Below are 25565 nucleotides of genomic sequence, written 5' to 3'. Positions count from 1 at the left end.
AGAGATTAGTACCGTCCGTTTCTGTTACGGTCATCATCATCACGATCATTACGGCGGTCATAACGACCATCTGCTGCTGGTTTACGGCGATTCGTAATGGCTCTGAACAGGGCCATCGCGAGCATCACGATCAGCATGATTGCAGCCACGTTTACGAGCAATCCAAGAATGTTACCCAGAGCGCCCATGCCACCGAACAATCCGCCGAACATCATACCAGCAAGACCGCCCAGCATCATACCTTTCATAAATCCACCGCCACCGCCGAAGAATCCGCCACGGTTTGTTGTTGCTGCTCCATTGCTGGAGTTGTTATTCGTATTCGATTTGCTCACATTGCTGTTGGAATCGGATTTCTTAGGTGTGTTGGTATAGCTTTTTGTTCCCGATTTGAAACCGCCACCACGTCTAGCATCAGCAGAATCTGGATTTGCGACTCCGACTGTTGCAAACAGCAATGTAAAGGCCATGAAAACCATCATGAGATGTTTAATTCCGAATTTTTTCTTCATTGTAAAGATCGTAACCCCCCGATTAATTTGTTTGATTACCCCAAAAATGGGCCTTACTCAAGTAATACGGTCAACTTACAGGAACGTTTCAAATTTTGTTTAATTTTCTGAAATACTTGGACAAGGGTCCTGAATTGCCGCTTGACCATCGAGTAATTGGGTTACCCAGTTACACCATTCGATGCCCGTTTGTGCGTTCATTAACCCTTTTTGTACCAGAATGTAACTTCCGAATTCCCGACTGCCTACTCGCAAATTATCCTGAGGGATACGGGACTTCAACTCCTCGAAATAACGGATGCGTTCCATGAACCAATTTTTGCGCTCATTCAGAATACGTCTCATGCTTCCGTCTTCCGCAATGCCGACACATAAAATACGCAGATTGAACTCGTCACGTGTAACCGGAGCGGTAACGGGAGTGATCATCCATCCCAGCAGTTTTTCAATACCTTTTTCCGTGACTGCATACATTTTTTTGTCCGGTTTGTCAGACTGTTGCACCCAGCGGGAGGCTAAAAGCTCATCGTTTTCCATTTTGGAGAGGAGGGGATAGATCTGACTGTGCTTAGCCTGCCAATGGGGCTGGATCTTCAGCATTAGATCATAACCTGATGACTCCTCGCGGGTAAGAAGCCCGAGCAATCCGTAGGAAAGTATGTTCATGCACATGTCTCCTTAATATTAGGGCTGGGCCAGCGAAAACAATAAAAATTGCTTTCTTTGACCGCTTTCATAAAAGTGTACACTGAAACTGTATGGTTTGACAACCTGACAGAACAACTGCCTCAATTTAGACAAAAAAAGAGTGCGGACCTCGAGGTCCGCACCCAAAACCATTTAGAGAGATGTCTGTTGCCCATACCCCTCTGCGACAAGATCAAGTTCACCTGTGTAGGAGTCGATGACCATGCCGTGGACGGGTACATTGGGCGGGAGCAATGGATGTTTCTTGATCACTTCCACAGTATGTTTTACCCCTTCCTCAACGCTGTCAAACCCGCGTAGCCACTTTTGTAAACGTATGCCCGAGTTCTCCAGTGTACTCATGACTTCCTCGGATACACCCCGTTCGACCATATGTCCAATCATGGTCTCCGCGTGTAGGGAAGCCATACCGCATTCCGTGTGTCCAACAACCAGTACTTCGTCGGCACCAAGCTCATAAATGGCGACAAGAACACTACGCATAACAGACCCGAAAGGTTGAGAGATGATTGCGCCAGCGTTTTTGATAATTTTCACATCGCCATTCTTCAGGTTCATGGCCTTGGGCAGCATTTCCACTAGACGGGTATCCATACAAGTGATGATGACCATCTTTTTGGTTGGAAACTTGCCAGCCGTATACTTTTCGTATTCTTTGGTCTTGACAAATGTCTTGTTGTAAGCCAGAATCTCTTGAATGTTGTTCATGTCCATTGCCTCCTGTTATCCAATACGATGAGCACAGCCACTTACATCATATGCAGCTTGTCCTACGCCCTTTGGTTTCATTTATTATAACACGGTCAGCAAACGGCATTATTCCGCAGTTTGGAGGAATAATGCAATTTGCATCTGTTAAAAGTTGATTATACGCATTGCAAAAAGTATCATCAATAGGGAATCTAACATTTTTTGAAGAGGTGAACGTTAACAATGGAACAACAAACACAGCAACAGCTGGAATCCTTCCGTAATCTGGCTCGCAAAATTAAGAGTTATCATGAAGCCATTGGTTTGCTTCACTGGGATCTGCGCACAGGTGCGCCCAAAAAAGGAGTACCGACACGTTCGGAAACACTTGGGATGCTGTCGACCGAAGCATTCAAACTGCAAACCTCAGCTGAGATGAAATCCTACCTGGATACATTAACAAGTCCAGCGGTGTTGGAACAGCTGGAAGATATCGACCGTCGTCAAGTGGAAGATTGCCAGAAAGAATACAATCGCAGTCAGTCCGTACCACCGGAAAAAGTACAAGCGTATACCGTACTTACCGCCAAATCGGAAACGGCTTGGGAAGATGCCAAGCACAATAGTGATTTTGCAGGTTTTTCCCCCTACCTCACCGATATTGTGAAGCTTAAACAAGAGTTCATTGACTACTGGGGTGTGAAAGATACTCGTTATGATACCCTTCTGGACATGTATGAGCCGGAACTGACGGTAGAAAAGGTGGATGCGGTATTTGCCCGTCTCAAAGCCCGGTTGGTTCCACTGCAGGAAAAAATCAATGCTTCGGCGAACAAGCCAAACACGGAGTTCCTGAATCAGCTGTTTGACAAGGATCAACAGGAAAAATTCAGTCTGTTTATTCTGGGACAAATGGGTTATGACTTTGAAGCCGGCAGACTCGATGAGAGTGTTCACCCATTCGCAACAGGTCTGAATCCAGGTGATGTGCGGATCACGACGAACTATTTGCAGGATGATGTGACGAGTGCGGTATTCAGTTCACTACACGAAGGCGGACACGCCCTGTATGAGCAAAATATTGACGACAGCCTGGCTGGTACGCTTCTTGCCGAAGGAACGTCCATGGGTATCCACGAATCCCAGTCGCGTCTTTGGGAAAATATGATTGGCCGCAGTCTTCCTTTCTGGACGCGCTATTATAAAGATTTGCAACAACATTTCCCTCAATTAAGCGAGGTTGAGTTGGAAGACTTTTACCGGGCAATTAACCGGGTTGAAAGCTCTCTGATCCGGATTGAAGCCGATGAGCTGACCTACAATTTGCACATCATCATTCGTTATGAAATTGAGAAAATGCTGTTTAACGAAGGTCTGGAAGTCAAGGACCTGCCGGAGACCTGGAATGCTAAATACAAGGAATATCTTGGCGTTGTGCCGCCGAATGATGGTATGGGTGTGCTACAGGATGTTCACTGGTCGGGTGGTGACTTTGGTTACTTCGCATCATACTCGCTCGGCAATATGTATGCTGCACAGATTCTACATACACTGCGCAAAGAAATGCCGGATTTCGATGCCCATATTGCCGAAGGTAACCTGATTCCTATCAAGGAATGGTTGACTGACAAAATTTATCGTTATGGCAAAAGCCGTACACCTTCCGAACTGATTGTGGCTGTAACGGGTGAAGAGTTGAACCCGGACTATTTGGCCAATTACCTGGAAGCGAAATATACCGAGATTTACAAGCTGTAGGACAGCTATAACATCATCATCAAACTCTTGAAGAGCGGGGCATCATTGCCCGGCTCTTCTTTTGCATGCAAGTTCTTAACCTTTTGCTGGGCATCAGCATATCCATAGTAGAGAGAACAGTTGAAACCAGTGAAGGAGGGAAATATCATGAAATACACGCCCTGGTTCATCCGGGCCATCGTCATTTTGCTCATTATCATAGTGGCTCTCACCAGCTGCAATAAAGATAAGGATGAAACCAAAATTACGATTGGTGAGGTCACACGTTCAGTGTTTTACGCACCTCAGTATGTGGCCGTGGCCCAAGGTTTTTTTGAGGAACAGGGGCTTGATGTGGACATTCAGACGACGGCTGGTGGAGACAAAACGATGGCTGCATTGCTTGCAGGTTCAGTAGACATCGCATTAGTCGGTGCCGAGACGTCTATTTATGTCTATCAACAAGGCGCAGAAGATCCGGTCATTAACTTTGCCCAGCTTACACAGACGGACGGAACGTTTCTGTTTGCCCGCAATCCCGAAGGTGAATTCAATTGGGATCAACTGAAACAGAGTACATTCCTTGGACAAAGAAAAGGCGGCATGCCTCAAATGGCAGGCGAATTCACGCTGAAGAAACATGGCATTGATCCGCAGAATGATCTGGAATTGATTCAAAATGTGGATTTTGCCAACATCGCTTCTGCATTTGCTTCAGGTACAGGGGATTATGTGCAGCTGTTTGAACCTCAGGCGTCCATCTTTGAGAAAGAGGGTCGCGGCAAGGTTGTAGCCTCGTTTGGAACGGAAAGTGGGCATCTGCCTTATACAGTCTTCATGACCAAACAAAGCTATATCAACGACAATAAGGACATCGTTCAGAAGTTCACTAACGGCTTGCACAAAGCGCAAGCTTGGGTGGATTCCCACACCGCTGAAGAGATTGCAGAAGTCATCAAGCCCTATTTTAAAGATATCGATCCAGCCATTATGGTAAGCAGTGTGAACCGTTACAAGGAACAGGGCACATATGCAACCGATCCAATCATTGATGAGGACGAATGGAATAACTTGCTGGACGTTATGAGTGCTGCGGGAGAATTGAAACAGCGTGTCGATTCTCAAACGATTGTCGATAATTCCTATGCAGAACAAGCAGCATCATCGAAGTAACCAGGTATTCAGGAAAGGACGTGAGCAAGTATGCCTGAATCCGAAACGGTGATCAGACTGGAAGGGATATCGCAAGTCTATGTCAGCGAGCGTGAAGCATCACTGGTTATCGAAAATTTGAATCTTCAGGTCGAGCAAGGGGAATTCGTTAGTCTTGTTGGCCCAAGCGGATGTGGTAAAACGACATTGCTGTCGATCATCGCCGGGCTGCTCACACCGACCGCAGGCGAGGTCAAGGTTAAAGGGAAACGCATCGAAGGTCCGTCTGCCCAGATCGGCTATATGCTGCAACAGGATTATCTGTTTCCATGGCGTACCATTTTGGATAATGCCCTAATTGGACTTGAACTGACAGGTGCGCTCAATGAACAGAGTCGTGCGCGTACGCGTGAGCTGCTGGCAGGTATGGGTCTGGCTGGCACCGAAAGCCAGTATCCTTCCGAGCTATCCGGGGGCATGAAGCAACGGGTGGCTTTGGTACGTACACTGGCTACGGATCCGGGAATACTGTTGCTGGATGAACCCTTTTCCGCACTCGATTATCAAACCAAGCTGCAGCTGGAGGATCTGGTCTCGGACACATTGAAGAAATCCGGCAAAACTTCGGTGCTTGTTACCCATGATCTGTCTGAAGCTATTGCCGTTAGTGACCGCGTCATTGTGCTTGATCGCAATCCGGGTCGCATTCGGCGGGAGTTTATCATTCCCGAAGATCTGCGGAACGCTCAGCCTTTTCACGCGAGGGAGCAGCCAGGGTTCAATGAGCTTTTTCAGGCGTTATGGAGTGAACTGGATCAGTCCGGAGGAGGTGAGAAAAACGGGTGAATCAGACGAACCAGAAGCAGGAAATGCGTGATGATTGGATGAGACAGCTGCACCAAAGTCATATTCAGCAGGTTGCCAGATGGCGACATAAAGTGCTGGCGGTGCAGCTGTCCATGCTGGTGTTTATGTTTTTGCTGTGGGAACTGGCGGGAAGGCTGCGCTGGATTGATGTGCTCTTATTCAGTTACCCCAGCAAAATTTTCAATCAGATCTGGAAGGACATCGTCAGTGGAGAACTATGGGCGCATGTTGGGGTAACCGTAGGGGAAACGGCAGTTGGCTTTTTGCTGGGGACACTCGTCGGAACACTGCTTGCGGTTCTGATCTGGTGGTCTCCTTTTTTGTCCAAAGTGCTTGATCCTTATATGGTTGTGTTCAACAGCATGCCCAAAGTAGCGCTGGGTCCAATCTTTATCGTTATGTTTGGTGCAGGATTTACGGCTATTGTCATGACGACTTTGTCAATCACAGTCATTATTACTACACTTGTCGTGTATAACAGTTTTAATGAAGTAGATCAGAACTATATTAAGGTGATCCGTACGTTTGGTGGTGATCGCTCCGAGATTTTCAGCAAAGTCGTATTGCCCGCTTCCTTTCCCGCCATTGTCTCTACCTTAAAAGTAAACGTGGGCATGGCCTGGGTCGGTGTGATCGTGGGTGAATTTCTGGTCGCCAAGCAGGGATTGGGTTATCTGATCATCTATGGATTTCAAGTGTTCAACTTTACCCTTGTTTTATCGAGCTTGTTGATTATTGCGGCTGTAGCTACAGCGATGTACCAACTCGTTGTTTATGTAGAACGTAAGCTGCTGGCAGGACGCAGGTAATTTTGTAAAGCATGCGTGTGCAAAATAGAATGCTTCATGATATGTATACAATTTCACAAGAGGTGTCACGTTGCCCGAACCCGTAAAATCAAGTACCATACTAATACGAATATTCCGCGCAGTCCGGAATGAATGCGACGATTGGAGAAGAGGGCTTAGAGGCTTCCGTCGCATCAATCAAATTGCCAGCGTCCCTCATCCGGGGCGCGTTATTGTGACCGACATGCACATGCATGTCGGTTGATGCCGTTTATGAGTTTAGCAGCGAAATACGATATGCGATTCTTCCAGAATGATTCTTTTGATTAGATAAGAAATGGTTTTTGGCAGGATGTGTAATACTAGGGATATGATATATGACGGTACACGCTGTCAGGCATTGGACAGGTGTTCACCTGGATAGGCAGGGCTCGCTGGCTTTGACATTTTTGCAGCTTAGAGGAGAGGGAGTTAGATGGGTTTTAGGGTAATTAAAACCGCAATAGCCGCGCTGATGGCCGTGCTGATTGCGGACTGGTGCGGCTTGCCTGGACCAACGTCGGCGGGCTTGCTAGCCATACTTGGCGTTGATGTGACACGAAAAAGAAGTATTCGCACCATATCTGCCAGATTTTTCGCTTCCGTAGTGGGGCTTTTATTTGCAAGTGTACTTTTTCACTTTCTCGGCTTCCATTACTGGGTACTGGCGGTCTACATACTGATTGCGTTTCCGGTAATAGTTCGGGCCGGATTCAAGGAAGGCATTGTGACGGGTTCTGTCGTGGTGTTCCGGGTATTTGGCGGCGGTGAAATGGACGTACATGTGGTTTTGATCCAAATTGGACTGCTACTGATTGGTCTCGGTTCCGCGATGGTTGTCAATCTGGCCTATATGCCGGCTGCGGACCCGCAGATGCTGCGTATTCGTAAAAGAATTGATGAATTATTCTCGGTCATCTTCAAGGAGTTTGCAGCCACGCTGCGCAATCCAAATGAAGTGTGGGCCGGGAAAGAGCTGATCGAAGCCGACAAGGCTGTACTGGGCGGCATTGAAGCGGCCAAACGTTCATTGGAGAATCAGGTCATCCACCCGAACGAGGGATGGAGTGTTTACTTTTATATGCGCAAAACACAGCTGGATTCCATCCAGCATATGATGCATCTGGTATCCCAGATCTATCAGAAGATGCCGCATGCGGAAATGGTATCGGAGCTGTTCGACCAGCTCAGTCAGGATGTACTCACTGAATCTTACACCGGACGTACAGAAAAACTTCTCGCAGATGTGCAAGAAGAATTCAAGCGAATGGAGTTGCCGGATACAAGGGAAGAATTCGAGATTCGTTCCGCGATTCTCCAGCTATGCCGGGAACTCGCGCTGTATCTGAAAATAGCCAAGAAGGACAAAGCACCGTCTCCGGTATCGGACCGGTCCCAATCTACAAATGAATAATAGAAAATAGTTGTCACCCTAGACGGATGCCCTGCATACACTTGTAAAGAATGATTGTATGGAGGAGGTTTAAAGATGTCATTGAGTCATAAACATCAATGTAGAGAGATCATCACGAAGGCGATCTGCGGCAAAGGTCGTAAGTTCTCTACCGTAACACATACCGTGACTCCGCCACATGGTCCGACCAGTATTTTGGGGGCTTGGATTATCAACCACCAATATGAAGCCGTATCAGCGGGGGACGGAATTGAAGTTATTGGTACTTACGATATCAACATTTGGTATTCCTATGACAAAAATTCACAGACAGATGTAGCCAAAGAAACGGTGTCGTATGTAGAACATGTGCCTTTGTCCTATCTGGACCCGAAACACCGGGCCACCACTGTAGAGGTATCTGCGGATGCAACGCAGGAACCAAGCTGTGTGGAAGCCACGGTGTCGGCAGGTGGAGGCAGCGTAATTATCCGGGTAGAGCGGGAATTCGCTGTTGAATTGGTCGCCGAGACCAAAGTATGTGTGAAAGTGTGCACGGATGGCTGTGGAGATTACGAAGACAAGGATTATGACTTCGGCAGTAGCGATGGAGATTATGATGATCTCGATCCCGACCTGCTTGACGATGAGCTGTAAGCTCAGCGATCTGGATTCATAAACTTAAGGTATCATATGCGCCGCAAGCGGCATTGAAGAGGGCGTAAGCCCTCTTTTTTTATTTTGGGCTAGAATCGGGAGGAGGGACAGGATGAATGTGATAGATGAGGCCGAGGAGGCGGTGCGCCGATATGAACGCATGCTCCCTCGTGAACGGGCAGATCGCCTGAAACGATCCGGAATTGAAGTGCTGGCATCGCAAGGCAGGAACCGGGAGTTGGGTCTGCGTGTACGTTACGATGTGGAGATATGCTGTCTGCAAGCGATTCGCATCAAACGTCGGGACACCAGTGGCATGGGTGGAGCGCAAGAAAGTGTGCTGGATCCTGAAGCGGCATCAACGTTATTCAAACGCATTGAACGGCTTGCCACCAAAACATTGTATACGGTTGGACTGGATCACGGCGCTGTAAGACTGGAAGCGTCAGGAAAGAGCGGTTGTGCTGTCATCTCGATTGATCCAAGGCCATGGAAGGGCATGACTGATCTCTCTGCCATGTACCGTGCAGGCTGGAAACAGCTTCAGTCCGAACTGGATGAAGAGCGACATCGTAATACAGCCCCCATACTTGGAATGGACCCCGAGTTCCTGCTTGTGCAGATGCCAGAGTCCAAAATCGTGCCCGCCTCTAGATTTCTCGAACGAACAGGCGTTGCCGGCTGTGATTCGGTGACGATCGGTGGACGACGAATATATCCGGTAGCCGAACTGCGACCTGCCCCCAGCTCTGAGCCACGCGAACTGCTGGCTCATCTGATGAGAGCCTTTGCGGCCGCATCCCGCAGCATTAGTGATCATTCGCTGATCTGGCAGGCAGGGGGAATGCCCCAGCGCGGATTGCCACTCGGCGGACATGTTCATTTCAGTGGCGTTACGTTAAACGGGGAACTGCTGCGTGCACTTGACAATTATCTGGCATTGCCGCTTGCCGTTCTTCAAGACCCACGAGGTTCAGGCCGGCGTCCACGTTATGGGGCATTGGGTGATTTTCGACTGAAATCTTACGGTGGATTCGAATACCGTACTTTACCCAGTTTTCTAGTATCTCCTCTGGTTGCCAAAGGAGTTGTTGCTCTGGCTGGTCTTATCGCGAGAGGCTATCATCAGCTGCGTCAACGTCCTTTGGCGAAGGCTGCTATTCATACTGCTTTTTATGAAGGAAACCGTGAGGTGATGCAGGCGCATATTCCGGCACTGCTGGATGACCTGACGCAAATGGATGGTTATGAACGTTATGAACGTTACGCTGCTCCATTAATTAGCCAGCTAAGACAGGGTAGGACATGGGACGAGAGTCGGGATATACGTAAACTCTGGAATATTCGAGCAGGTTCATGAAGATTGGGCACTTTTTTGGTATAATGAGAAATAAGTCGATTTTGATCATCGTTACGAAGAAATGGAACAGCAACCTGTGAGGGAAGCGGCGGATGGCCGAAACATGAGGCGGTGGCACGAATAAGGTGCCTGACCGCCTTATTGCTCCTTTCCGTACAGCTTCTCTTCCTGACAACATTGGAACGGATGGAGGATACTCATGGCTCAGTATACGCCAATGATTCAACAATATTTGCAAGTGAAGGCCGAAGCGCAGGACGCTTTTCTTTTTTTTAGATTAGGTGATTTCTATGAAATGTTTTTTGAGGATGCGGTCAATGCTTCCCGTGAGCTAGAAATTACATTAACAGCACGCGCAGGAGGGGGAGAAGATAAAATCCCGATGTGTGGTGTGCCTTATCATTCGGCTGACAATTACATACAGCGCTTGATTGAAAAAGGATACAAAGTAGCCATCTGCGAACAGATGGAAGATCCAACGGTAACCAAAGGCATGGTGCGGCGTGAAATTGTACGAGTTATAACACCCGGAACGGTAATGGAAGGTAAGACATTGGGGGACAAGTCCAACAACTATATGGTTTGCCTGACAGGGAACCAGAACACACTAGCACTGGCTGCCTGTGACTTGTCCACAGGGGAGCTCTACGTGACTTCTGTTCCATACTCTCAAGAGTGGCTCAAGGATGAAATCGGGATCTATGAACCTTCGGAGCTGGTGGGGGATGCTGCGTTGCTGGATACGGTGGCAACCCAGGCATCTCCAATTGGTCGGCCTGTGGTGTATACACCATGGACGAAGAGCAAGGAAGATTTGGTGCGTCAGCAATTTGGCGAAGCGGTATGGGCCCGTCTGGAGCCTGAACGTCAAGCCTGTATAGCGCGTCTTTTCTCCTATTTAAGTGAGACACAGAAACGTTCACTTGGCCAATTGACACAGGTTTCAACGTATGAGCCGGATCACTTTATGATTTTGGACCCCTTTACTCGGCGTAACCTGGAACTGGTAGAAACCGTACGTGAGCGTTCAAAAAAAGGTTCGCTGCTCTGGCTGCTGGACCGCACAGAGACGTCCATGGGTGCTCGCATGCTGCGTCGTTGGGTTGATAAACCCTTGCTGCAAAAAGGCAAAATCAATGAACGTCTGGAAGCGGTAGATACGCTGTATAACCAGTTTATATTACGGGAAGATCTGCGTTCAGAACTCAAAGACATCTATGATCTGGAACGCCTGGTGGGTCGAATTGCCTTTGGTAACGCCAACGGTCGGGATCTGAATGCCCTGAAGATGTCACTGGACAAAATTCCGGGGCTACGTCAGTATTGTGCAGGTTCGCCTTCCACAACGCTGCAGCACATTGCAGGCGTTATGGATGATTGCAGTGATTTGCGTGATGCAATCGGTCAGGCAATCGTTGATGAGCCGCCCGTGTCGGTGCGTGATGGCGGCTTAATTCGTGAAGGATACCATGAGCGGTTGGATGAGCTCCGGGAAGCATCGGTAAATGGTAAGCAGTGGATTGCAGAGCTGGAAGCCAGAGAGCGTGAAGCAACCGGAATTCGCTCGCTGAAAATCGGTTACAACAAAGTATTTGGGTACTATATAGAAATTACCAAGTCGAATCTGGCTTCTTTGCCAGAAGGCCGCTACGAGCGGAAGCAGACCCTTGCCAATGCCGAGCGTTATATTACACCGGAGCTGAAAGAAAAAGAGACACTAATTCTCGAAGCACAGGACAAAATGGTCGATATTGAGTACGGTTTGTTTGCGGAATTGCGGGAACGCCTCAATCAGGAGATCGCCAGGCTACAGAAGCTGGCTGAGCTGGTCGCGGAGATTGATGTGTATCAATCCTTTGCTGTCATCAGCGCAGAGCGCAATTTCGTACGGCCTACTTTGACCGATGGATACGATCTGATCGTGGAACAGGGGCGCCATCCGGTGGTTGAAGCGGTGATGCGGGATGGTGCTTTCATTGCCAACAATACTGCGATGCAGAAGGAAGAGGCGCGCATTCTGCTGATTACCGGTCCGAATATGGCGGGGAAAAGTACGTATATGCGGCAGGTGGCGCTGATTTCGATTCTGGCGCAGATCGGCTGTTTTGTGCCGGCGGGACAAGCTGAAGTACCGATTATGGATCGTATTTTCACACGGATTGGTGCGGCAGATGATCTCATCGGCGGACAAAGTACATTTATGGTGGAAATGGCCGACATTCAGGTCATGACGGATAAAGCCACACCGCGCAGTCTGATTATTATCGATGAGTTGGGCCGGGGAACGTCTACCAGTGAGGGGATGGCGATTGCGCAGTCCGTCATTGAATATGTGCACGATATTATTGGGTGTAAAGCACTTGTATCGACTCATTTCCATGAGCTTGCTCATCTGGAAGAAAGTCTGGACAAGTTGGCGAATTACTCTATGGCCGTGCAAGAGAGCGGGGACAAGGTTAATTTCCTGCGCAAATTGATTGCAGGTGCTGCCAGCAGCAGCTACGGAATCTATTGCGCACGGCTTGCAGGTCTGCCGGACAGCATCATTGAGCGGGCGAATGGCTTGCTGCACGGTTTTGAGCATGCGGCGGCACAGGTTGCGGTTGGAAGCGAATTTGGCGGGAATGACAAGCAGCAATCGGGTGGTTATGTTCAGGGCGTGGAGTTCCAGGCAACAGATCATTCGTCATTGATTCGGGAGCAGGAATCTACCGAACCGGTTGAACTCATTGTTGCGACTGAAGATCCAGCACGGAAACCACAGGACAAAAAACAAAATGGTAAGCAGCATTCAGGCTCCAAACATGCTGATGTGGTTCAACTGTCCATCTTTGGGGATGAAGAGCCAAGTGTATCTCCCAAACCGGAGGTAGTTGCCCTTGACAAGCCTGCCCGGGAGTTTATTCGTAATATGAAAGATATTGATGTAATGAACATGACGCCGCTTCAGGCAATGCAAATACTGAATGATCTCAAATTGAAGGCACAGCAATTATCCTGAGTATAGGGGAGGGGAAACCTGTGGCGAAAATTCATGTGCTTGATGAACATATTGCCAACCAGATTGCGGCAGGTGAGGTGGTCGAACGGCCTGCTTCAGTCGTTAAGGAGTTGCTCGAAAACTCGGTGGATGCAGGCGCCTCCAAGATTGATGTTACGGTGGAGGAGGGCGGTCTGCTCCGTATTCGGGTCAAAGACAATGGTTCCGGTATCGAGCCGGAGGATATGGAAAAGGCCTTCTATCGTCATGCAACCAGTAAAATAGCTCATGGCCGCGATCTGTTCCAGATCACAAGTCTTGGATTTCGGGGAGAGGCTTTGGCGAGTATTGCCGCTGTCTCCAAGGTGGAAGTGTTGTCGGCCAGCGGGAATGACGGCCGAGGGCGCCGAATCGTGATTGAGGGCGGCAAACTCCTCTCACATGAGGATGAAACCTCACCCCAAGGCACGGACTTTGAGGTGAAAGAACTATTTTTCAATACGCCAGCCAGGCTTAAATATATGAAAACGATCCAGACCGAGCTGGGACATATCTCGGATGTTCTCTATCGTATGGCCATGTCCCATCCTAACATCTCGTTCACGCTGCGACATAATGAAAATACGCTGCTTCAGACGCTGGGCAATGGGGATCTGCTGCAAGTGGTTGCAGCGATCTATGGAACCAGTGCCGCCAAAGCGATGCTTCCCATTGAGGGGGAAAGTCTGGACTATCGTGTCAGCGGGCTAATCAGTTTGCCGGAATGGACTCGTGCCAATCGTGGCGGCATGTCGACCATTGTGAATGGACGATTTATTCGGAATTACGGGCTCAATCAGGCTATTCTGAAGGCGTATCATACGCTGTTGCCCATTAATCGGTTCCCACTTGTCGTGGTGCAATTGGAGATGCATCCGTCCTTGGTCGATGTGAACGTGCATCCGGCGAAGCTGGAGGTTCGTTTCAGCAAGGAAGCGGAGCTGTACGAGTTTGTGGAAACGACACTGCGTGGAATCTTGCGGAAGGAAGTGCTCATTCCACAGGTAACCAAGCAGCAAATCAGACGTGGAGATAACAGTTCCTTTATCCAGGAACAATTTCTGTTCCCCAGAGGTCCTCTAAAGGACGAACCGGAATCCGCAGGTTATGGGCAACAGGGTCCATTAGGGAAAAATGCTGGACTCGCTAAAATGATTTCGGAGGACGACGATCTGGACCTGGATGCTCCGGCTGATGTGCAATCAGCTCCTGATGGAAACGGTGAGGGTCAGACGCTGCCGTTGCCTGAAGCTCCACCCGAGATACCACCATCCTATGATCCATTTGGGATGTTGAGCGGGGACCTAGGATCTAATGTTATGAAGCAAAATTATAGTCATGACGAAAATTCTCATCGCGAACCAGCTTCTGCTGTGAGTGGAAGTACCGGTGCTACTACAGATCGTGCTGCGCAAGATGCAATACCTTCAACTGAGGATAAGGGGCCATCGACTTCACAGGCTCAGGCTTCTGTCTATCGTTCAAATTCGGTGAATTCTCCGGTTAGAGAAGGCCGTTCAACTTATAACCCATCTGCGGCGGGTGCAAAAGGAGAGCGAAGCTGGAAGGCTCCAAGTTTACCGGACCCGGCAAGGCTGGCTTCCGCCGTTAAGTCGGATGTCTCCATGCCTGCGTTTCCCGAACTAAGCCTGATTGGGCAGCATCACGGGACGTACTTGATTGCACAAAATCAAGATGGTTTATATCTGATTGATCAGCATGCTGCCCATGAACGAGTGAATTATGAGTATTACTACGAGCAGTTTGGCAACCCGGCTCAGGCTTCGCAGGAGCTGCTGCTGCCCATTACGCTGGAGTTTACACCATCCGAGACCGAAAAGCTCAAAACAAGACTGGCTTGGTTCGAGCAGGCAGGTGTTTACTTGGAACATTTCGGAGGGCAGACCTTCCGGGTGCGTTCCCACCCATTCTGGTTCCCCAAGGGGGATGAGAAAGACATTATTGAAGAGATGTCAGAATGGGTGCTGAGTGAACGTAGTATTGATGTTGCCAAGATGCGAGAAGCGGCGTCCATTATGTGCTCTTGCAAAGCTTCCATTAAAGCCAATCAGAAATTGACGGATCAGGAGGCGGAAGTATTGATTCAGCGTCTTGGTTATTGCCGTCAACCGTATACTTGTCCACACGGGAGACCGATTGTGGTGTCATTTTCAACCTATGATCTGGAGAAATTGTTCAAACGGGTCATGTAGCTGTTTAGGAGGAAGTTATGTATATTACAACCGGTGAAAAGGAAGCAGGCCACCTTGTGGAACGTGCACGAAACCTTGCGGAAACAACGGGAGGGATCTATGTACCGCGCAAAAAAATGTCTTTGCCTGCACTGGTCGCACATTATGGGATCGATGAGATTGTAGTTGTGCTTCAGGGTAAAGTTCGTTTGTTTCGTCCGGATTCACCGCTGCTTGAGTTTCACCCCAGTATGGGATTTGTTCGGGCCAAACGTGTGTTAAATGGAGAAGCTGATCCGATGCTGGAGGCGGGGGCGATTCTTGAAGGGGATACCGTTATCGATTGTACAGCAGGATTGGGCACCGATGCATTGGTATTCTCGGTTGCTGTAGGCAAAAGTGGTCGGGTCATCGCATGTGAAAGCTCCCTCCCACTGTACACGCTATTAGTAGAAGGGATGTCTCAATACGAAAGCATTAAGCCTGCGGTAAACGAAGCTTTCCGGCGCATTGAGCTGCGTCATGCGAATCATCTCGATTTGCTGCGTTCCTTGCCAGACCGAAGCTGTGACACGGTTTATTTCGATCCGATGTTCCGTGAACCGATGCTCGATTCAAGCGCCATCCAGCCTTTGCGAGATTATGCGAATCCAAGCGCACTGGATGAACAGAGTATTATTGAAGCGAAAAGAGTTGCCCGTAAGCGGGTAGTTATGAAAGAGAAGCGCGGCAGCGCGGAATTTACGAGACTCGGTTTTGAAGTACACGACCGGGGCAATGCAAAAACACTGTACGGAGTGATTAATGTTGAAAGCGGAAGTTAAACCGAAGCTGCTTGTGCTGGTTGGACCAACAGCTGTAGGCAAAACAAGAATGAGTATTGAGCTTGCACAGGCGTTTAATTGCGAGATTATTTCCGGGGATTCGATGCAGGTATATCGCGAAATGGATATCGGAACAGCCAAAATTACACGCGATGAAATGAAGGGTGTGCCCCATCACCTCATCGACATCCATGAACCAGAATACCCCTATTCCGTGGCGGAATTTCAGGAGAGCTGCACACGTCTGATTGGGGAAATCCATGAGCGCGGCAAGTTGCCTTTTATTGTTGGTGGCACCGGTCTGTATGTGGAATCGGTATGTTACGGCTTTCAATTCTCGGACAGCGGCTCGGATGAAGCGTTCCGGGATGAACAGTTTCGTTATGCTGAGAAACATGGCCCGCAGGCGTTACATGATAAGCTGAAGGTCATCGACCCGGTTAGTGCAGAACGACTGCATCCGAATGACCAGCGTCGAATTGTTCGTGCACTGGAGATCTATCACCTCACAGGTGAGAAGTTATCCGAGCAGCTGGCTTCCCAGAAAAAAGAGTCTCCATATGACCTGCTCATTGTGGGTTTGACGATGGATCGTCAGAAGCTGTATGCCCGAGTGGAAGAACGAATTGATCTTATGATCGAGCAGGGTCTGGTAGATGAGGTCAAGTCTTTACTGGAGCGCGGCGTAGCGAGAGGGCATATCTCCATGCAGGGACTCGGTTATAAGGAAATTGCGGCTTATCTTCAGGGTGAAGTAAGCTGGGAGGCTGCGGTAGAGTGGCTTAAAAGGGATACACGCCGTTTTGCCAAGCGGCAATTGTCCTGGTTCCGTCATATGAAGGACATTGAATGGGTGGATATGACGGATACCGAAGATTTTGCAGGGAATTATGCCCATGTATGTGAGATGATCAAAAGCAAGTTTGACTGAATATAGAAGGTGGATTTTGCCACCTATGTAGGACTTTAGAACCTCTATCTTTTAGAAATAAAAGGTAGAGGTTTTTACTTTTTAATGTGAAATGATGTCTTAAAACAGGAAATAATCGGAGGCGTACGCAGATTTAAGCAGAAAAATTCATTGTAAAAAAATAACATAAATATTAAAATGTATTCACATGACAGGCTATTTGATTTTGTTACTAAGGTGAATTGGAAAGGGGGAAATTTAATGATTGCAGAACCGAGCGGAGTGGCAAGTTTATACCTCTTTTTCTCAGGATTATTTGGAATTGGTTTCGCCATTGGAGGTCTTGTCGCCTTAATTTGGTTAATTATCGTTTTAATTAATACCAATACATACCTGAAACTCTTAATCAATGATAGAAAAATTCGGCATAATAGTACGTTAGTCAAAGAAGAAGGGAAACCGTATACAGACCCGGAAAAGTAGAAGGGAAACGTGAGAAAAGGTGGAATTTGTCCCTCTTTTGCAATTCTGACAAGCGGTGTATAATGGATAAGTCTTCTAGTTGCAAGCGAAGCTCAGGCATAGGTGCAAAATAGCAGGCAAGGGGTTTTTGTGGATTATATGAATCCGTTCATGATATAATAGCACGAAAGCTACTCAGCGATATTGAATATTACTTAAACACGAATTCAAATGAACCAATGGGGGTACGGCTAATGAACAAGTCCATCAACATCCAAGATACGTTCTTGAACCAACTGCGGAAAGAAAACATTCCAGCTACGGTCTATCTGACCAATGGCTTTCAAATCCGCGGAACGATCAAGGCATTTGACAATTTTACGATCGTCATTGACAGCGACGGACGCCAGCAAATGGTCTACAAGCACGCCATCTCCACGTTCACGCCTCAACGCAGCGTATCGCTGATGCAGCAAGATAATAGCGGCGAAGCTTAAAAAATTACGAAACCTTTTTATCAACCATTTCGTCTACAAGTATAGGAATTGAAACAGAGCAACCTGAATAAGGGTTGTTCTTTTCATTCCGGGCAAAATAAGCTCAATAGGAGCTTGAGCCAACAGACGAATAGAAATTATGCAACCGAAAGGGAGTCAGGAGGTAACATGCCAAACGATCCGTTGTCGAGGTCTAACAATCGCAACAGCAATAACAAGTCAACCAAAAAAGCGAAGCCAAAGACCTCTAAAAAGAAAAAAATTACGGGTAAACGCGTTGGATGGACACTGTTTTTCACCATGGCAATCGCCATATTCTGTGCACTGGGTGGATATTTATTTATTATGGTGAGTGGCGAAAATCTGCTCAAAGCCAACAAGGACAAAACAACAATCAACGAGACTTCAAAAGTATATGATCGTAACGGACAGTTAATGGGCGAATTGTCCATTCAAAAGCTGGAGCCTGTCAAAGAAGAAGATATTCCGGATTTAGTGAAGGAAGCCTTTGTTGCTACGGAGGACAAACGATTCTATGAGCATCAGGGCGTGGATATCTGGTCCATCGGACGGGCGGCAGTAAAAGATGTCATGGCCCGCTCCATGGTGGAGGGTGGCAGTACGCTGACCCAGCAGCTTGCGAAAAATATGTTCTTGTCCCGTGACAAGACCTTCTTCCGTAAAGCGACAGAAGTTTCCATTGCAATGGCATTGGAGCGCAAGTACTCAAAAGACGAAATTCTGACGATGTATCTGAACCGTATTTTCTTTGGTCATCAGCGTTATGGAATTAAGGCTGCGTCTGAATTTTATTTTGGGGTGTCTGACCTTAACAAATTAAAAATTTGGCAAATTGCCACGCTGGCAGCGATGCCTAAAGGGCCTTCTGCTTATAACCCGCTGAGCAATCCCAACGATTCCAAGGCACGTCGTGCTGTGGTATTGCAGCTGATGTATGAGCAAGGTTACATCACCAAGGCGGAAATGGATGAAGCCAAAGAAGTAGATTATAACTATACACCGCCTGAGAAAGAGCAGAAGTATCAAGCCTTTATCGATTATGTTCTTCGTGAAGCGGAAAAAGTGACTGGTAAAACGGAGGATGATCTGAATATCGGCGGGTACAAAATTTACACGACGATGGATGCTCAGGCTCAAACAGCCATGGAGAGTGCGTTCGCGGATGATAGCTTGTTTGAGTCAAGCAAAGATGATCAACCAGTTCAAGGCTCCATGGTAATTATGAATCATGAAAATGGCAGTCTCGTCGCCTTGCTGGGCGGTCGGGATTATCAAACGAAGGGCTATAGCCGGGTAACACAGAGTCGTAGACAGCCTGGATCGGCATTTAAACCGATTGTAACTTATGCACCTGCATTAGAATCAGGCGATTACAATGCAAACTCTCCGCTCAGTAATGAAAAGCAATGCTTTGGCAACTACTGTCCGGGTAACCTGCATGGGTATTCTTCTACCATTAGCATGACGAATGCCATTACAAAATCGGAGAACATTCCGGCAGTATGGCTCCTAAACAAAATTGGTGTGAATACAGGTGTTCAGTTTGCAAAAAGCGTAGGGATTCAGCTTACGGATGAAGACAAAAACCTGGCGATTGCGCTGGGTGGTCTTAGCAAAGGTACGAATACGTTGGAAATGGCGCAAGCCTATAGTGCATTCGCCAATCTGGGTGAGTACCAGCAGGCTTATGCCATTAAGGAAATTAAGGATAGTGCCGGAAAAACGACTTATAAACACGATAAATCGGATACAACTCGTGTCATGAGTGAGCAAAATGCTTATTCCCTGACTCAGATGCTGCAAAACGTAGTGAATGACGGTACAGGACGTTCAGCACGTCTGGATCGACCGGTTGCTGGTAAGACGGGAACCGTTCAAAGCGGTATTTCCGGCAACAGCGCCAACCGTGATGTTTGGTTCGTCGGATACACGCCAGAATGGACTGCTGCAGTATGGATGGGTTATGACAATCCGGATGCAACCCACATGCTCAAGAATAGTAGTAAGCTGTCAGCAGCGTTCTTTGCGAAAGTTATGGGGGATGCGCTGAAAGGAGTTCCTGTGAAGGACTTCAAAGCTCCAGCAGGATCCCAGACACCTCCGCCGGAAAAAGAACCAGAGCAACCATCGCTTTCCGTTAGTGGGTTGAATGGTTCTTATGATCCATCTACACAAACGGTGTCGCTGAACTGGACTGCAACGGGCGATTCGTCAACACAGTATCGGATTTATCGGAAAGAATCTTCCGAAGGACAGTTCACCCATCTCATTGATGCTGTAGGTTCGACCAGTGCGCAGGATCTAAGTGCGCTCCCTGGTCTCACTTATGAGTATTATGTGACAGCCTATGATCTGGCATCTGGACAGGAGACAGATCCGTCCAACATCATATCGCTGATGATTGAAGCGGAGGAATTGAAACCGGAACAGCCAGATACGGGCACGGAGCCAGGAACGGAACCGGGCACAGAACAGCCAGGAACAGAAAATCCAGACAACGGTTCGCCGGGGAATGGAAGTTCTGAGGGTAACAATGGCAACGGAAATGAAAATGGCAACAATGGTAACGGGAATAATGGAAACAACGGCGGGACAGGTCAAGGGAATGGACAGACCGGAGAAGGAAACACACCACCTGGACAGGGAACAACAGAACCTGGAGGTACGGGTGAGGGTTCCAATGATGGGGCTGTAACGACACCGGGCGAAGTAGTCACGCCACCAGATAGTGGAAACAACGGAAACAACGGTAACAGCGGAGAAACGAATGCACCGACAGATTCTCAAGCTGGAACTGGCGGTTAACAAGAAGAAGCCGCAATAAATAATTACAACCCAAAACCTGCTCTCCTCATATTGGGGAAGCAGGTTTTTTGGTTTGTATAACGTTTGGAGTGGAACCATAGCTCTAGAATAGATGGGGCAAAGCTTGATTTTGAGTGTATAACTTAAATATGGTAAGCTGTAACTATTCGTAATACGTTGTGCAAAGCGGATTCAGGGACTTGTAGAATCGGTAATGCGGACGTTATTCGCTGTTCACCAATATCAGCAGGTCACGGACCTGTGGTCGGCAAAGAGGGGTTCGTATGAAACGGAAATTCGGGGACCGCGCGAACTGGCGCCGGATTACGAACCGACAATTTACATGCCGGTTCGTTCAATCCAAAATTTTTACGGGTTACATTACGTTGTATACGATACAAGATTTGAAAGAGCCTTTGTGGAAAACCTATGGAGGAAGTACCTTCTGCATAGCGGATAAAGGTTATTCCTGGTTGCAGTATTATCCGAAAGGAGAGCACTTTGTTGTTACGGCCATGTTTGACGATCAGGAGCGGATCGTTGAATGGTACATTGACACATGCCGCAGTCAGGGCATAACCGATCAGGGTGTTCCTTGGTTTGATGACTTGTATCTGGATGTCGTTGTCCTGAAGGATGGAGAAATATTTTTGCTGGACGAGGATGAACTGGAAGATGCTCTTTCACGTAAGCACATTACGACGGGGGATTATGATCTGGCTAACCGGACAGCAAAGGAATTGTTGCATGCCATTGATGCACATGTGTTTCCATATTTCCAACTGTCTCTGAAGCATAGACAAACCCTGTTTGAGAATGGGGAGTTCAGAAAAAATATTCAGATTTGAGTCATGGAAAAGTCGTAGAATTCTTCGCCATCCTTCTAATATTAGAGCACCTGATAGAATACATTAATAATCAGGAGAGTTCAGCCCGATAAAATAGAGGTGATGGCGAATGAACGGACGGGTCATGGCTGCAGGAGGGCAACCGGGAGGCAGACCATCCAGACAAATTAATGTTGTTTTGCGTAACCAGGAACCTCAGATGCTGGTCAAAGAAGAAGAGACGGCAATACAGGCAGCAAAAGGCTTAGCCAAGCATGCGCATTTTCAGGAGATTCAAGGTGAATTGGAGCAGCTGGTTGGGCTCGAAAATATCAAGGATTTAGTATTTGAAATCTATGCTTTCTTACAGATTGCCCAGATGCGTACCGAAGCTGGACTCATAAGTGGGGCGCACGTGTATCATATGATTTTTAAAGGCAATCCGGGAACCGGAAAAACAACGGTAGCACGAATTGTAGCGAAGCTGTTTCAGAAGATGGGGGTATTGAGTAAGGGTCATTTGATTGAAGTGGAACGTGCAGACTTGGTCGGGGAATACATTGGGCATACGGCACAGAAAACGAGGGATTTGGTCAAGAAGGCATTGGGCGGAATCTTGTTTATTGACGAGGCATACAGTCTGGCTCGCGGAGGCGAGAAGGATTTTGGGAAGGAAGCTATCGACACACTTGTAAAATCAATGGTTTGGAATATTATGTGTTTGATTCACTCAGCTTTGATAAGCCAAAGTGGGGAGGTGAAACCTTTACCCACAAATGGAGCGAGATTGAACCTTTGTTCCCTGTGATGTTGGACAAGTATCAAAAGGACTTGCTTAGCTTTGAACAAATAGCAGAAGCCACTGAGACTGATTGGTGGACAATCAAGGAAATGTTTAAAGCAAAAGGGGTAATACTCGAATCAACTAAAGAAAGAGCCAAGAAGAGGCGTTCACGCGACTTTGAGAGGATATACAATCTTCACTATGTTGATGGACTATCTTTTACCAAGATCTACAAGCAATATGGTCTAAGCCCAACTTACTGTAAACAAGTACTCTCAGAAAACATACACAAGTTAAAAAAATGAAAAAAATACCCCTCAAGAGGAATTGCTTAGCCTCAAGAGGGGTATAGTTATATCTAATTCATTATTTAATCTGTTCTGATCGCTTCAAAGCTGCATCGATAATAATCTCAATAAGTTGTCTCTCCGAATCTGTTGGTATGACTGCGTTTTTCGCCAGTAAATCATCAATAATTCTAAGTGAAATTGCCCTTTTATCAACATTGTCATCCATATGTAAATCTACATATTTAACAACCAACTCAGCGATATCTATTGCAAATGATGCCTTATTCTTGTTTAGCCCTCTGACATTCATCACATCTAAAACAAGTCGAGTCACGATTAAAGCTTGTTGTAATCCATCAGTTTTATCTTTGTTGATCCAACCCTTTTTCTTAGCAAAGGGAATGAGAAATAACCCTCCCGCAACAGCAGCAAGGATGATACCAATAATATATACGTTATCCATTTAATCTAATCTCCTTTTATGTGTGATTACTACTTAATTACTTGCTTACTTTGATGTTATTATATTTACGGTAGTTAATCACAAGTTGCCTCCAGAAGTCATAGCTACCTGTGGTGTCAGAAATATAATCTTTGTAATACTCATATGCATCTTTAGCCCAAGATGGACACTCCATATTTGCCTTAACTTTCTCAGCTTTAATCCATTCAGATTGTGATTTTACTGTGTTCTCAAGTGTAGTCATTTGTAGTTTTTCTGCCTCAGTCATTGGTTCATCATCCTTTGGTTTTGTAGTTGTAATTGGATTCGTAATTCCACTTCTTAAACGTTCTAGTTCTGCTTTGACTTGAGGAATAAAGTTTTTATTGGCAGCAGCAATTGTATTACCATCGCCGAAATATGCTGTACCCGGACATGACTTGGAAGACTTACCAGGCGTGTAGTCTGAAAGTCGAGTACCGGACGCAGTAAACCAAGCGTGGTAAACAATCTTATCTGTATTGACAGGCACATAAAACTTCTCACACAATACAGCATACAAATGGATTGCAGCTTCCTTCTGAACAGCAGTCATTGTGTCTACACCCTTATCAAAACACCCAATAATCTCGATACCGACATAACCAGCATTGTTGTTATAGATACAAGCAGGGGTCATATTTAAATCTCTATCCAAAGATACCCCAACCTTGCCATCTTCGAACAAAGTTAGGTGTTGTCCAGTAGCTTTCCATTTATTCGTATTGATATGGAAATCACGCATGCCCTCTAAGCATTTAAAATGGTCTTGTTGTGCGATTCCATTAACCATTTTACGTGTAGTGTAGTTGGGAGCACCTGTATGATGTACTTGTAATCCTTTGATGCTTCTTGTTGCCTTTTGCTTTTGTAGCCAAGGCCTAAACTCTGATATCTCTAAAAGAAGGAAATTTCCTTTTTGAATCATTTAATCACTCCTTATTCTTATTTTGTTTAACCATGTAAATCTCTTCAAATTCTTTAAATTGCTCAATCGTATTATTTGTTCTACCGTATCTTGAGTGGAATTCATTATGTATTTTTTGATGTAGTGGTATCCCTAAACCATATTTGTAGTGATCTTCTAATAATTCATTGCCCATATCTTTAAGTAGAAGGGAGTCTATATTACCAATACTTTCTTTCCAACTGAGATTGTGTTTATTGACGATTCTCTTAGCTAAAGTTGAAAAATTAATATTTGCATGATGCACATGTAAGTCTTCTGTTTTTCTTGAAATTGCGCATTTAAAATCATACTTTGATAATGAGTCCAAAACCCACTGCCTTACTGACCCTATTAAATAAAGGTAAATAGGGGATGATCCGTATTCCCATAAATAATGATTTTCTCTGCTTCGTTTCTCTACGCCACATATCCAACATCCATGACCTTTAAGATAATTTCCAAGAATTGTTTTTGTAAGATGTCCTTCTGAGCAAACATAGTCAAGATGGTGATCTACAGATTTAAATTCTGTACTTAAAAGAGTTGCTCCATCACTATCAAATAGCTCTTTGATTTCTTCAATTTTGTATTTTCTAAGTTTGGAAGCTATCTTCTTCATTTTACAAGAAGGGCACGAAGCTCCTTTTTTAAAAGATTTCCAAGTCATCGTTTGGATACCATTTTCCTTGTGATGATTACAAATATAGTAGAGAGGCTGTAAATTGTTTGTATATATCTGATTTGCTATCAATTCCATATTCCTCTTGGTGAACAATGATGCCAATTCAATTTCATCTTTAAATCCTCGTTGCTGTTTTGAGGATTCTTCTGATGCGCATTTACTACACAGATACTTGCGTCTTTTTCTAAACATTTCATTTAGGTCAGTAGATATTGTGTCTTGTAAATGTAAATTGCATTTATAGTAACACTTCTTACTTTGATGATCATATGAGATGAAAGTACATTTAAAACTAGAAACTCTTCATTGATTTCTTCTACAGTATATTTGCCTTGTTTCAAACTTCTTCTCCTCTAAACAAAAAGGACAGATATATAAGCCTGTCCTTTACTGATTGTTTATATCGCTTTTATTATTTGTTTCACTTTTTGATTGAAAAACTGTGACTGCTTGCTTAAGTTGCTTGGGCAGAGGTACATCAAGCCTAACTAGGTTCTCAATAAAGCTAACTAATTCATTTCCTATATAAAAAAATAAGCCCCCCAACATAAATCCAAGGGAACCATCTAATCCCAACAGCAGATCTATACGGTGTAGAGTTGCTATCACCAAGAACATTAGTGATTTTTTAAAAATCCCCCAAAATCCTTTATTCGAACTTAACCCTTTCGTGGGATCTGTGGGAAACTTATTGCCCTCATATATAGAGGCTGCCATTCCTGTTATGTAATCAACAACACATAATATTGCCAACAATATTAATCCGTCTGACCATCCTCCGAACAGGTACGCACCAATGGTAACAACTGAACCCACCATAAATTTTTGAAAATTCTCCATTAGCGACATTGGAATGTCACCCCCACAATAAAATTTAAAAATTTGTCTGACACATCTTTTTCCTTCTCTCAAATGAAAT

General features: G+C 46.2%; 22 protein-coding genes and 1 pseudogene. 16 read left to right on the top strand and 7 right to left on the bottom strand.

All coding sequences use genetic code 11. The features are described 5' to 3' along the window. Positions 1–5: 5 nt before the first annotated feature. The 3 genes from ACFVQB_RS15235 to ACFVQB_RS15225 all read right to left on the bottom strand — a co-directional run bounded on the left by ACFVQB_RS15235 (position 6) and on the right by ACFVQB_RS15225 (position 1928). Complete coding sequence (locus ACFVQB_RS15235) at positions 6–512, bottom strand: hypothetical protein (RefSeq protein ID WP_090900138.1); 507 nt, start codon at positions 510–512, stop codon at positions 6–8. A gap of 99 nt (positions 513–611) precedes the next feature. Further along, positions 612–1178, bottom strand: coding sequence for a PadR family transcriptional regulator (locus ACFVQB_RS15230; RefSeq protein ID WP_379440544.1), 567 nt, complete (start codon positions 1176–1178; stop codon positions 612–614). Positions 1179–1352: 174 nt separating this feature from the next. Next, positions 1353–1928 (bottom strand): beta-class carbonic anhydrase, encoded by a 576-nt coding sequence (locus tag ACFVQB_RS15225; RefSeq protein ID WP_379440541.1) that lies wholly within the window; start codon positions 1926–1928, stop codon positions 1353–1355. Between the two features lie 225 nt (positions 1929–2153). On the opposite strand from ACFVQB_RS15225, the gene ACFVQB_RS15220 reads away from it, so the two are divergent. The 16 genes and pseudogenes from ACFVQB_RS15220 to ACFVQB_RS15145 all read left to right on the top strand — a co-directional run. After that, positions 2154–3668: a carboxypeptidase M32 gene (locus ACFVQB_RS15220; protein ID WP_379440538.1), complete on the top strand. Its 1515-nt coding sequence runs from the start codon at positions 2154–2156 to the stop codon at positions 3666–3668. Positions 3669–3815: 147 nt separating this feature from the next. Then, on the top strand, positions 3816–4820 hold the full coding sequence (locus ACFVQB_RS15215; protein WP_379440535.1) for an ABC transporter substrate-binding protein: 1005 nt from the start codon (positions 3816–3818) through the stop codon (positions 4818–4820). A gap of 30 nt (positions 4821–4850) precedes the next feature. Further along, on the top strand, positions 4851–5645 hold the full coding sequence (locus tag ACFVQB_RS15210; protein WP_379440532.1) for an ABC transporter ATP-binding protein: 795 nt from the start codon (positions 4851–4853) through the stop codon (positions 5643–5645). A gap of 38 nt (positions 5646–5683) precedes the next feature. After that, positions 5684–6475 (top strand): ABC transporter permease, encoded by a 792-nt coding sequence (locus tag ACFVQB_RS15205; RefSeq protein ID WP_371121628.1) that lies wholly within the window; start codon positions 5684–5686, stop codon positions 6473–6475. 454 nt (positions 6476–6929) lie between these two features. Further along, the gene (locus ACFVQB_RS15200) at positions 6930–7907 is read left to right on the top strand and encodes an aromatic acid exporter family protein (RefSeq protein WP_379440529.1); all 978 of its coding nucleotides are present in this window, start codon (positions 6930–6932) and stop codon (positions 7905–7907) included. A gap of 75 nt (positions 7908–7982) precedes the next feature. Then, a complete protein-coding gene (locus ACFVQB_RS15195; RefSeq protein ID WP_379440526.1) occupies positions 7983–8543 on the top strand; it encodes an outer spore coat protein CotE in 561 nt (186 codons plus the stop codon). 112 nt (positions 8544–8655) lie between these two features. Then, entirely contained in the window at positions 8656–9903 is a 1248-nt protein-coding gene (locus ACFVQB_RS15190; RefSeq protein WP_379440523.1) for a putative amidoligase domain-containing protein, read from the top strand. 199 nt (positions 9904–10102) lie between these two features. After that, positions 10103–12904: a DNA mismatch repair protein MutS gene (gene mutS, locus ACFVQB_RS15185; protein WP_379440520.1), complete on the top strand. Its 2802-nt coding sequence runs from the start codon at positions 10103–10105 to the stop codon at positions 12902–12904. Positions 12905–12924: 20 nt separating this feature from the next. Beyond that, entirely contained in the window at positions 12925–15135 is a 2211-nt protein-coding gene (gene mutL, locus ACFVQB_RS15180; protein ID WP_379440517.1) for a DNA mismatch repair endonuclease MutL, read from the top strand. Between the two features lie 17 nt (positions 15136–15152). Further along, positions 15153–15938 carry a class I SAM-dependent methyltransferase gene (locus tag ACFVQB_RS15175; protein ID WP_379440515.1) on the top strand — a complete coding sequence of 262 codons (786 nt, stop codon included), beginning with the start codon at positions 15153–15155 and terminating at the stop codon, positions 15936–15938. Beyond that, positions 15922–16869 (top strand): tRNA (adenosine(37)-N6)-dimethylallyltransferase MiaA, encoded by a 948-nt coding sequence (gene miaA, locus ACFVQB_RS15170; protein WP_379441374.1) that lies wholly within the window; start codon positions 15922–15924, stop codon positions 16867–16869. Before ACFVQB_RS15175 ends, miaA begins: the two co-directional genes overlap by 17 nt. Positions 16870–17109: 240 nt before the next feature. Then, entirely contained in the window at positions 17110–17331 is a 222-nt protein-coding gene (locus ACFVQB_RS15165) for a hypothetical protein (protein WP_379440512.1), read from the top strand. 233 nt (positions 17332–17564) lie between these two features. Beyond that, positions 17565–17807, top strand: a complete 243-nt coding sequence (gene hfq / locus ACFVQB_RS15160) for an RNA chaperone Hfq (protein ID WP_017687918.1) — start codon at positions 17565–17567, stop codon at positions 17805–17807. A gap of 168 nt (positions 17808–17975) precedes the next feature. Continuing rightward, a complete protein-coding gene (locus ACFVQB_RS15155) occupies positions 17976–20633 on the top strand; it encodes a PBP1A family penicillin-binding protein (RefSeq protein WP_379440509.1) in 2658 nt (885 codons plus the stop codon). A 284-nt stretch (positions 20634–20917) separates the two neighbouring features. Beyond that, positions 20918–21481: a ribonuclease FAU-1 family protein gene (locus ACFVQB_RS15150; protein ID WP_076289087.1), complete on the top strand. Its 564-nt coding sequence runs from the start codon at positions 20918–20920 to the stop codon at positions 21479–21481. Positions 21482–21590: 109 nt separating this feature from the next. Next, a pseudogene (locus ACFVQB_RS15145) lies at positions 21591–22163 on the top strand (AAA family ATPase); the annotation flags it as partial. A gap of 447 nt (positions 22164–22610) precedes the next feature. On the opposite strand, the gene ACFVQB_RS15140 reads toward ACFVQB_RS15145, so the two are convergent. From ACFVQB_RS15140 to ACFVQB_RS15125, 4 genes are all read right to left on the bottom strand, one after another. Further along, the gene (locus ACFVQB_RS15140) at positions 22611–22997 is read right to left on the bottom strand and encodes a hypothetical protein (RefSeq protein WP_379440506.1); all 387 of its coding nucleotides are present in this window, start codon (positions 22995–22997) and stop codon (positions 22611–22613) included. A gap of 37 nt (positions 22998–23034) precedes the next feature. Then, complete coding sequence (locus tag ACFVQB_RS15135; RefSeq protein ID WP_379440503.1) at positions 23035–23943, bottom strand: peptidoglycan recognition protein family protein; 909 nt, start codon at positions 23941–23943, stop codon at positions 23035–23037. A 4-nt stretch (positions 23944–23947) separates the two neighbouring features. Continuing rightward, complete coding sequence (locus tag ACFVQB_RS15130) at positions 23948–24715, bottom strand: hypothetical protein (RefSeq protein ID WP_379440500.1); 768 nt, start codon at positions 24713–24715, stop codon at positions 23948–23950. 318 nt (positions 24716–25033) lie between these two features. Next, positions 25034–25558 (bottom strand): phage holin family protein, encoded by a 525-nt coding sequence (locus tag ACFVQB_RS15125; RefSeq protein WP_379440497.1) that lies wholly within the window; start codon positions 25556–25558, stop codon positions 25034–25036. Positions 25559–25565: the final 7 nt, after the last annotated feature.

The sequence above is a fragment of the Paenibacillus sp. NPDC057886 genome, from assembly GCF_042796655.1.
Lineage (GTDB): Bacteria > Bacillota > Bacilli > Paenibacillales > Paenibacillaceae > Paenibacillus.
This window is presented reverse-complemented; position numbering and strand designations above follow the sequence as displayed.

Bases quoted from the DNA above. Each gene is read 5' to 3' on its own strand.
- ACFVQB_RS15195 (WP_379440526.1), top strand. From the start codon at position 7,983: ATGTCATTGAGTCATAAACATCAATGTAGAGAGATCATCACGAAGGCG.
- ACFVQB_RS15220 (WP_379440538.1), top strand. From the start codon at position 2,154: ATGGAACAACAAACACAGCAACAGCTGGAATCCTTCCGTAATCTGGCT.
- ACFVQB_RS15175 (WP_379440515.1), top strand. From the start codon at position 15,153: ATGTATATTACAACCGGTGAAAAGGAAGCAGGCCACCTTGTGGAACGT.
- ACFVQB_RS15205 (WP_371121628.1), top strand. From the start codon at position 5,684: ATGAGACAGCTGCACCAAAGTCATATTCAGCAGGTTGCCAGATGGCGA.
- ACFVQB_RS15235 (WP_090900138.1), bottom strand. From the start codon at position 512: ATGAAGAAAAAATTCGGAATTAAACATCTCATGATGGTTTTCATGGCC.
- ACFVQB_RS15150 (WP_076289087.1), top strand. From the start codon at position 20,918: ATGAAACGGAAATTCGGGGACCGCGCGAACTGGCGCCGGATTACGAAC.
- ACFVQB_RS15200 (WP_379440529.1), top strand. From the start codon at position 6,930: ATGGGTTTTAGGGTAATTAAAACCGCAATAGCCGCGCTGATGGCCGTG.
- ACFVQB_RS15230 (WP_379440544.1), bottom strand. From the start codon at position 1,178: ATGAACATACTTTCCTACGGATTGCTCGGGCTTCTTACCCGCGAGGAG.
- ACFVQB_RS15155 (WP_379440509.1), top strand. From the start codon at position 17,976: ATGCCAAACGATCCGTTGTCGAGGTCTAACAATCGCAACAGCAATAAC.
- ACFVQB_RS15225 (WP_379440541.1), bottom strand. From the start codon at position 1,928: ATGAACAACATTCAAGAGATTCTGGCTTACAACAAGACATTTGTCAAG.
- ACFVQB_RS15165 (WP_379440512.1), top strand. From the start codon at position 17,110: ATGATTGCAGAACCGAGCGGAGTGGCAAGTTTATACCTCTTTTTCTCA.
- ACFVQB_RS15140 (WP_379440506.1), bottom strand. From the start codon at position 22,997: ATGGATAACGTATATATTATTGGTATCATCCTTGCTGCTGTTGCGGGA.
- ACFVQB_RS15135 (WP_379440503.1), bottom strand. From the start codon at position 23,943: ATGATTCAAAAAGGAAATTTCCTTCTTTTAGAGATATCAGAGTTTAGG.
- ACFVQB_RS15210 (WP_379440532.1), top strand. From the start codon at position 4,851: ATGCCTGAATCCGAAACGGTGATCAGACTGGAAGGGATATCGCAAGTC.
- hfq (WP_017687918.1), top strand. From the start codon at position 17,565: ATGAACAAGTCCATCAACATCCAAGATACGTTCTTGAACCAACTGCGG.
- mutS (WP_379440520.1), top strand. From the start codon at position 10,103: ATGGCTCAGTATACGCCAATGATTCAACAATATTTGCAAGTGAAGGCC.
- ACFVQB_RS15215 (WP_379440535.1), top strand. From the start codon at position 3,816: ATGAAATACACGCCCTGGTTCATCCGGGCCATCGTCATTTTGCTCATT.
- ACFVQB_RS15190 (WP_379440523.1), top strand. From the start codon at position 8,656: ATGAATGTGATAGATGAGGCCGAGGAGGCGGTGCGCCGATATGAACGC.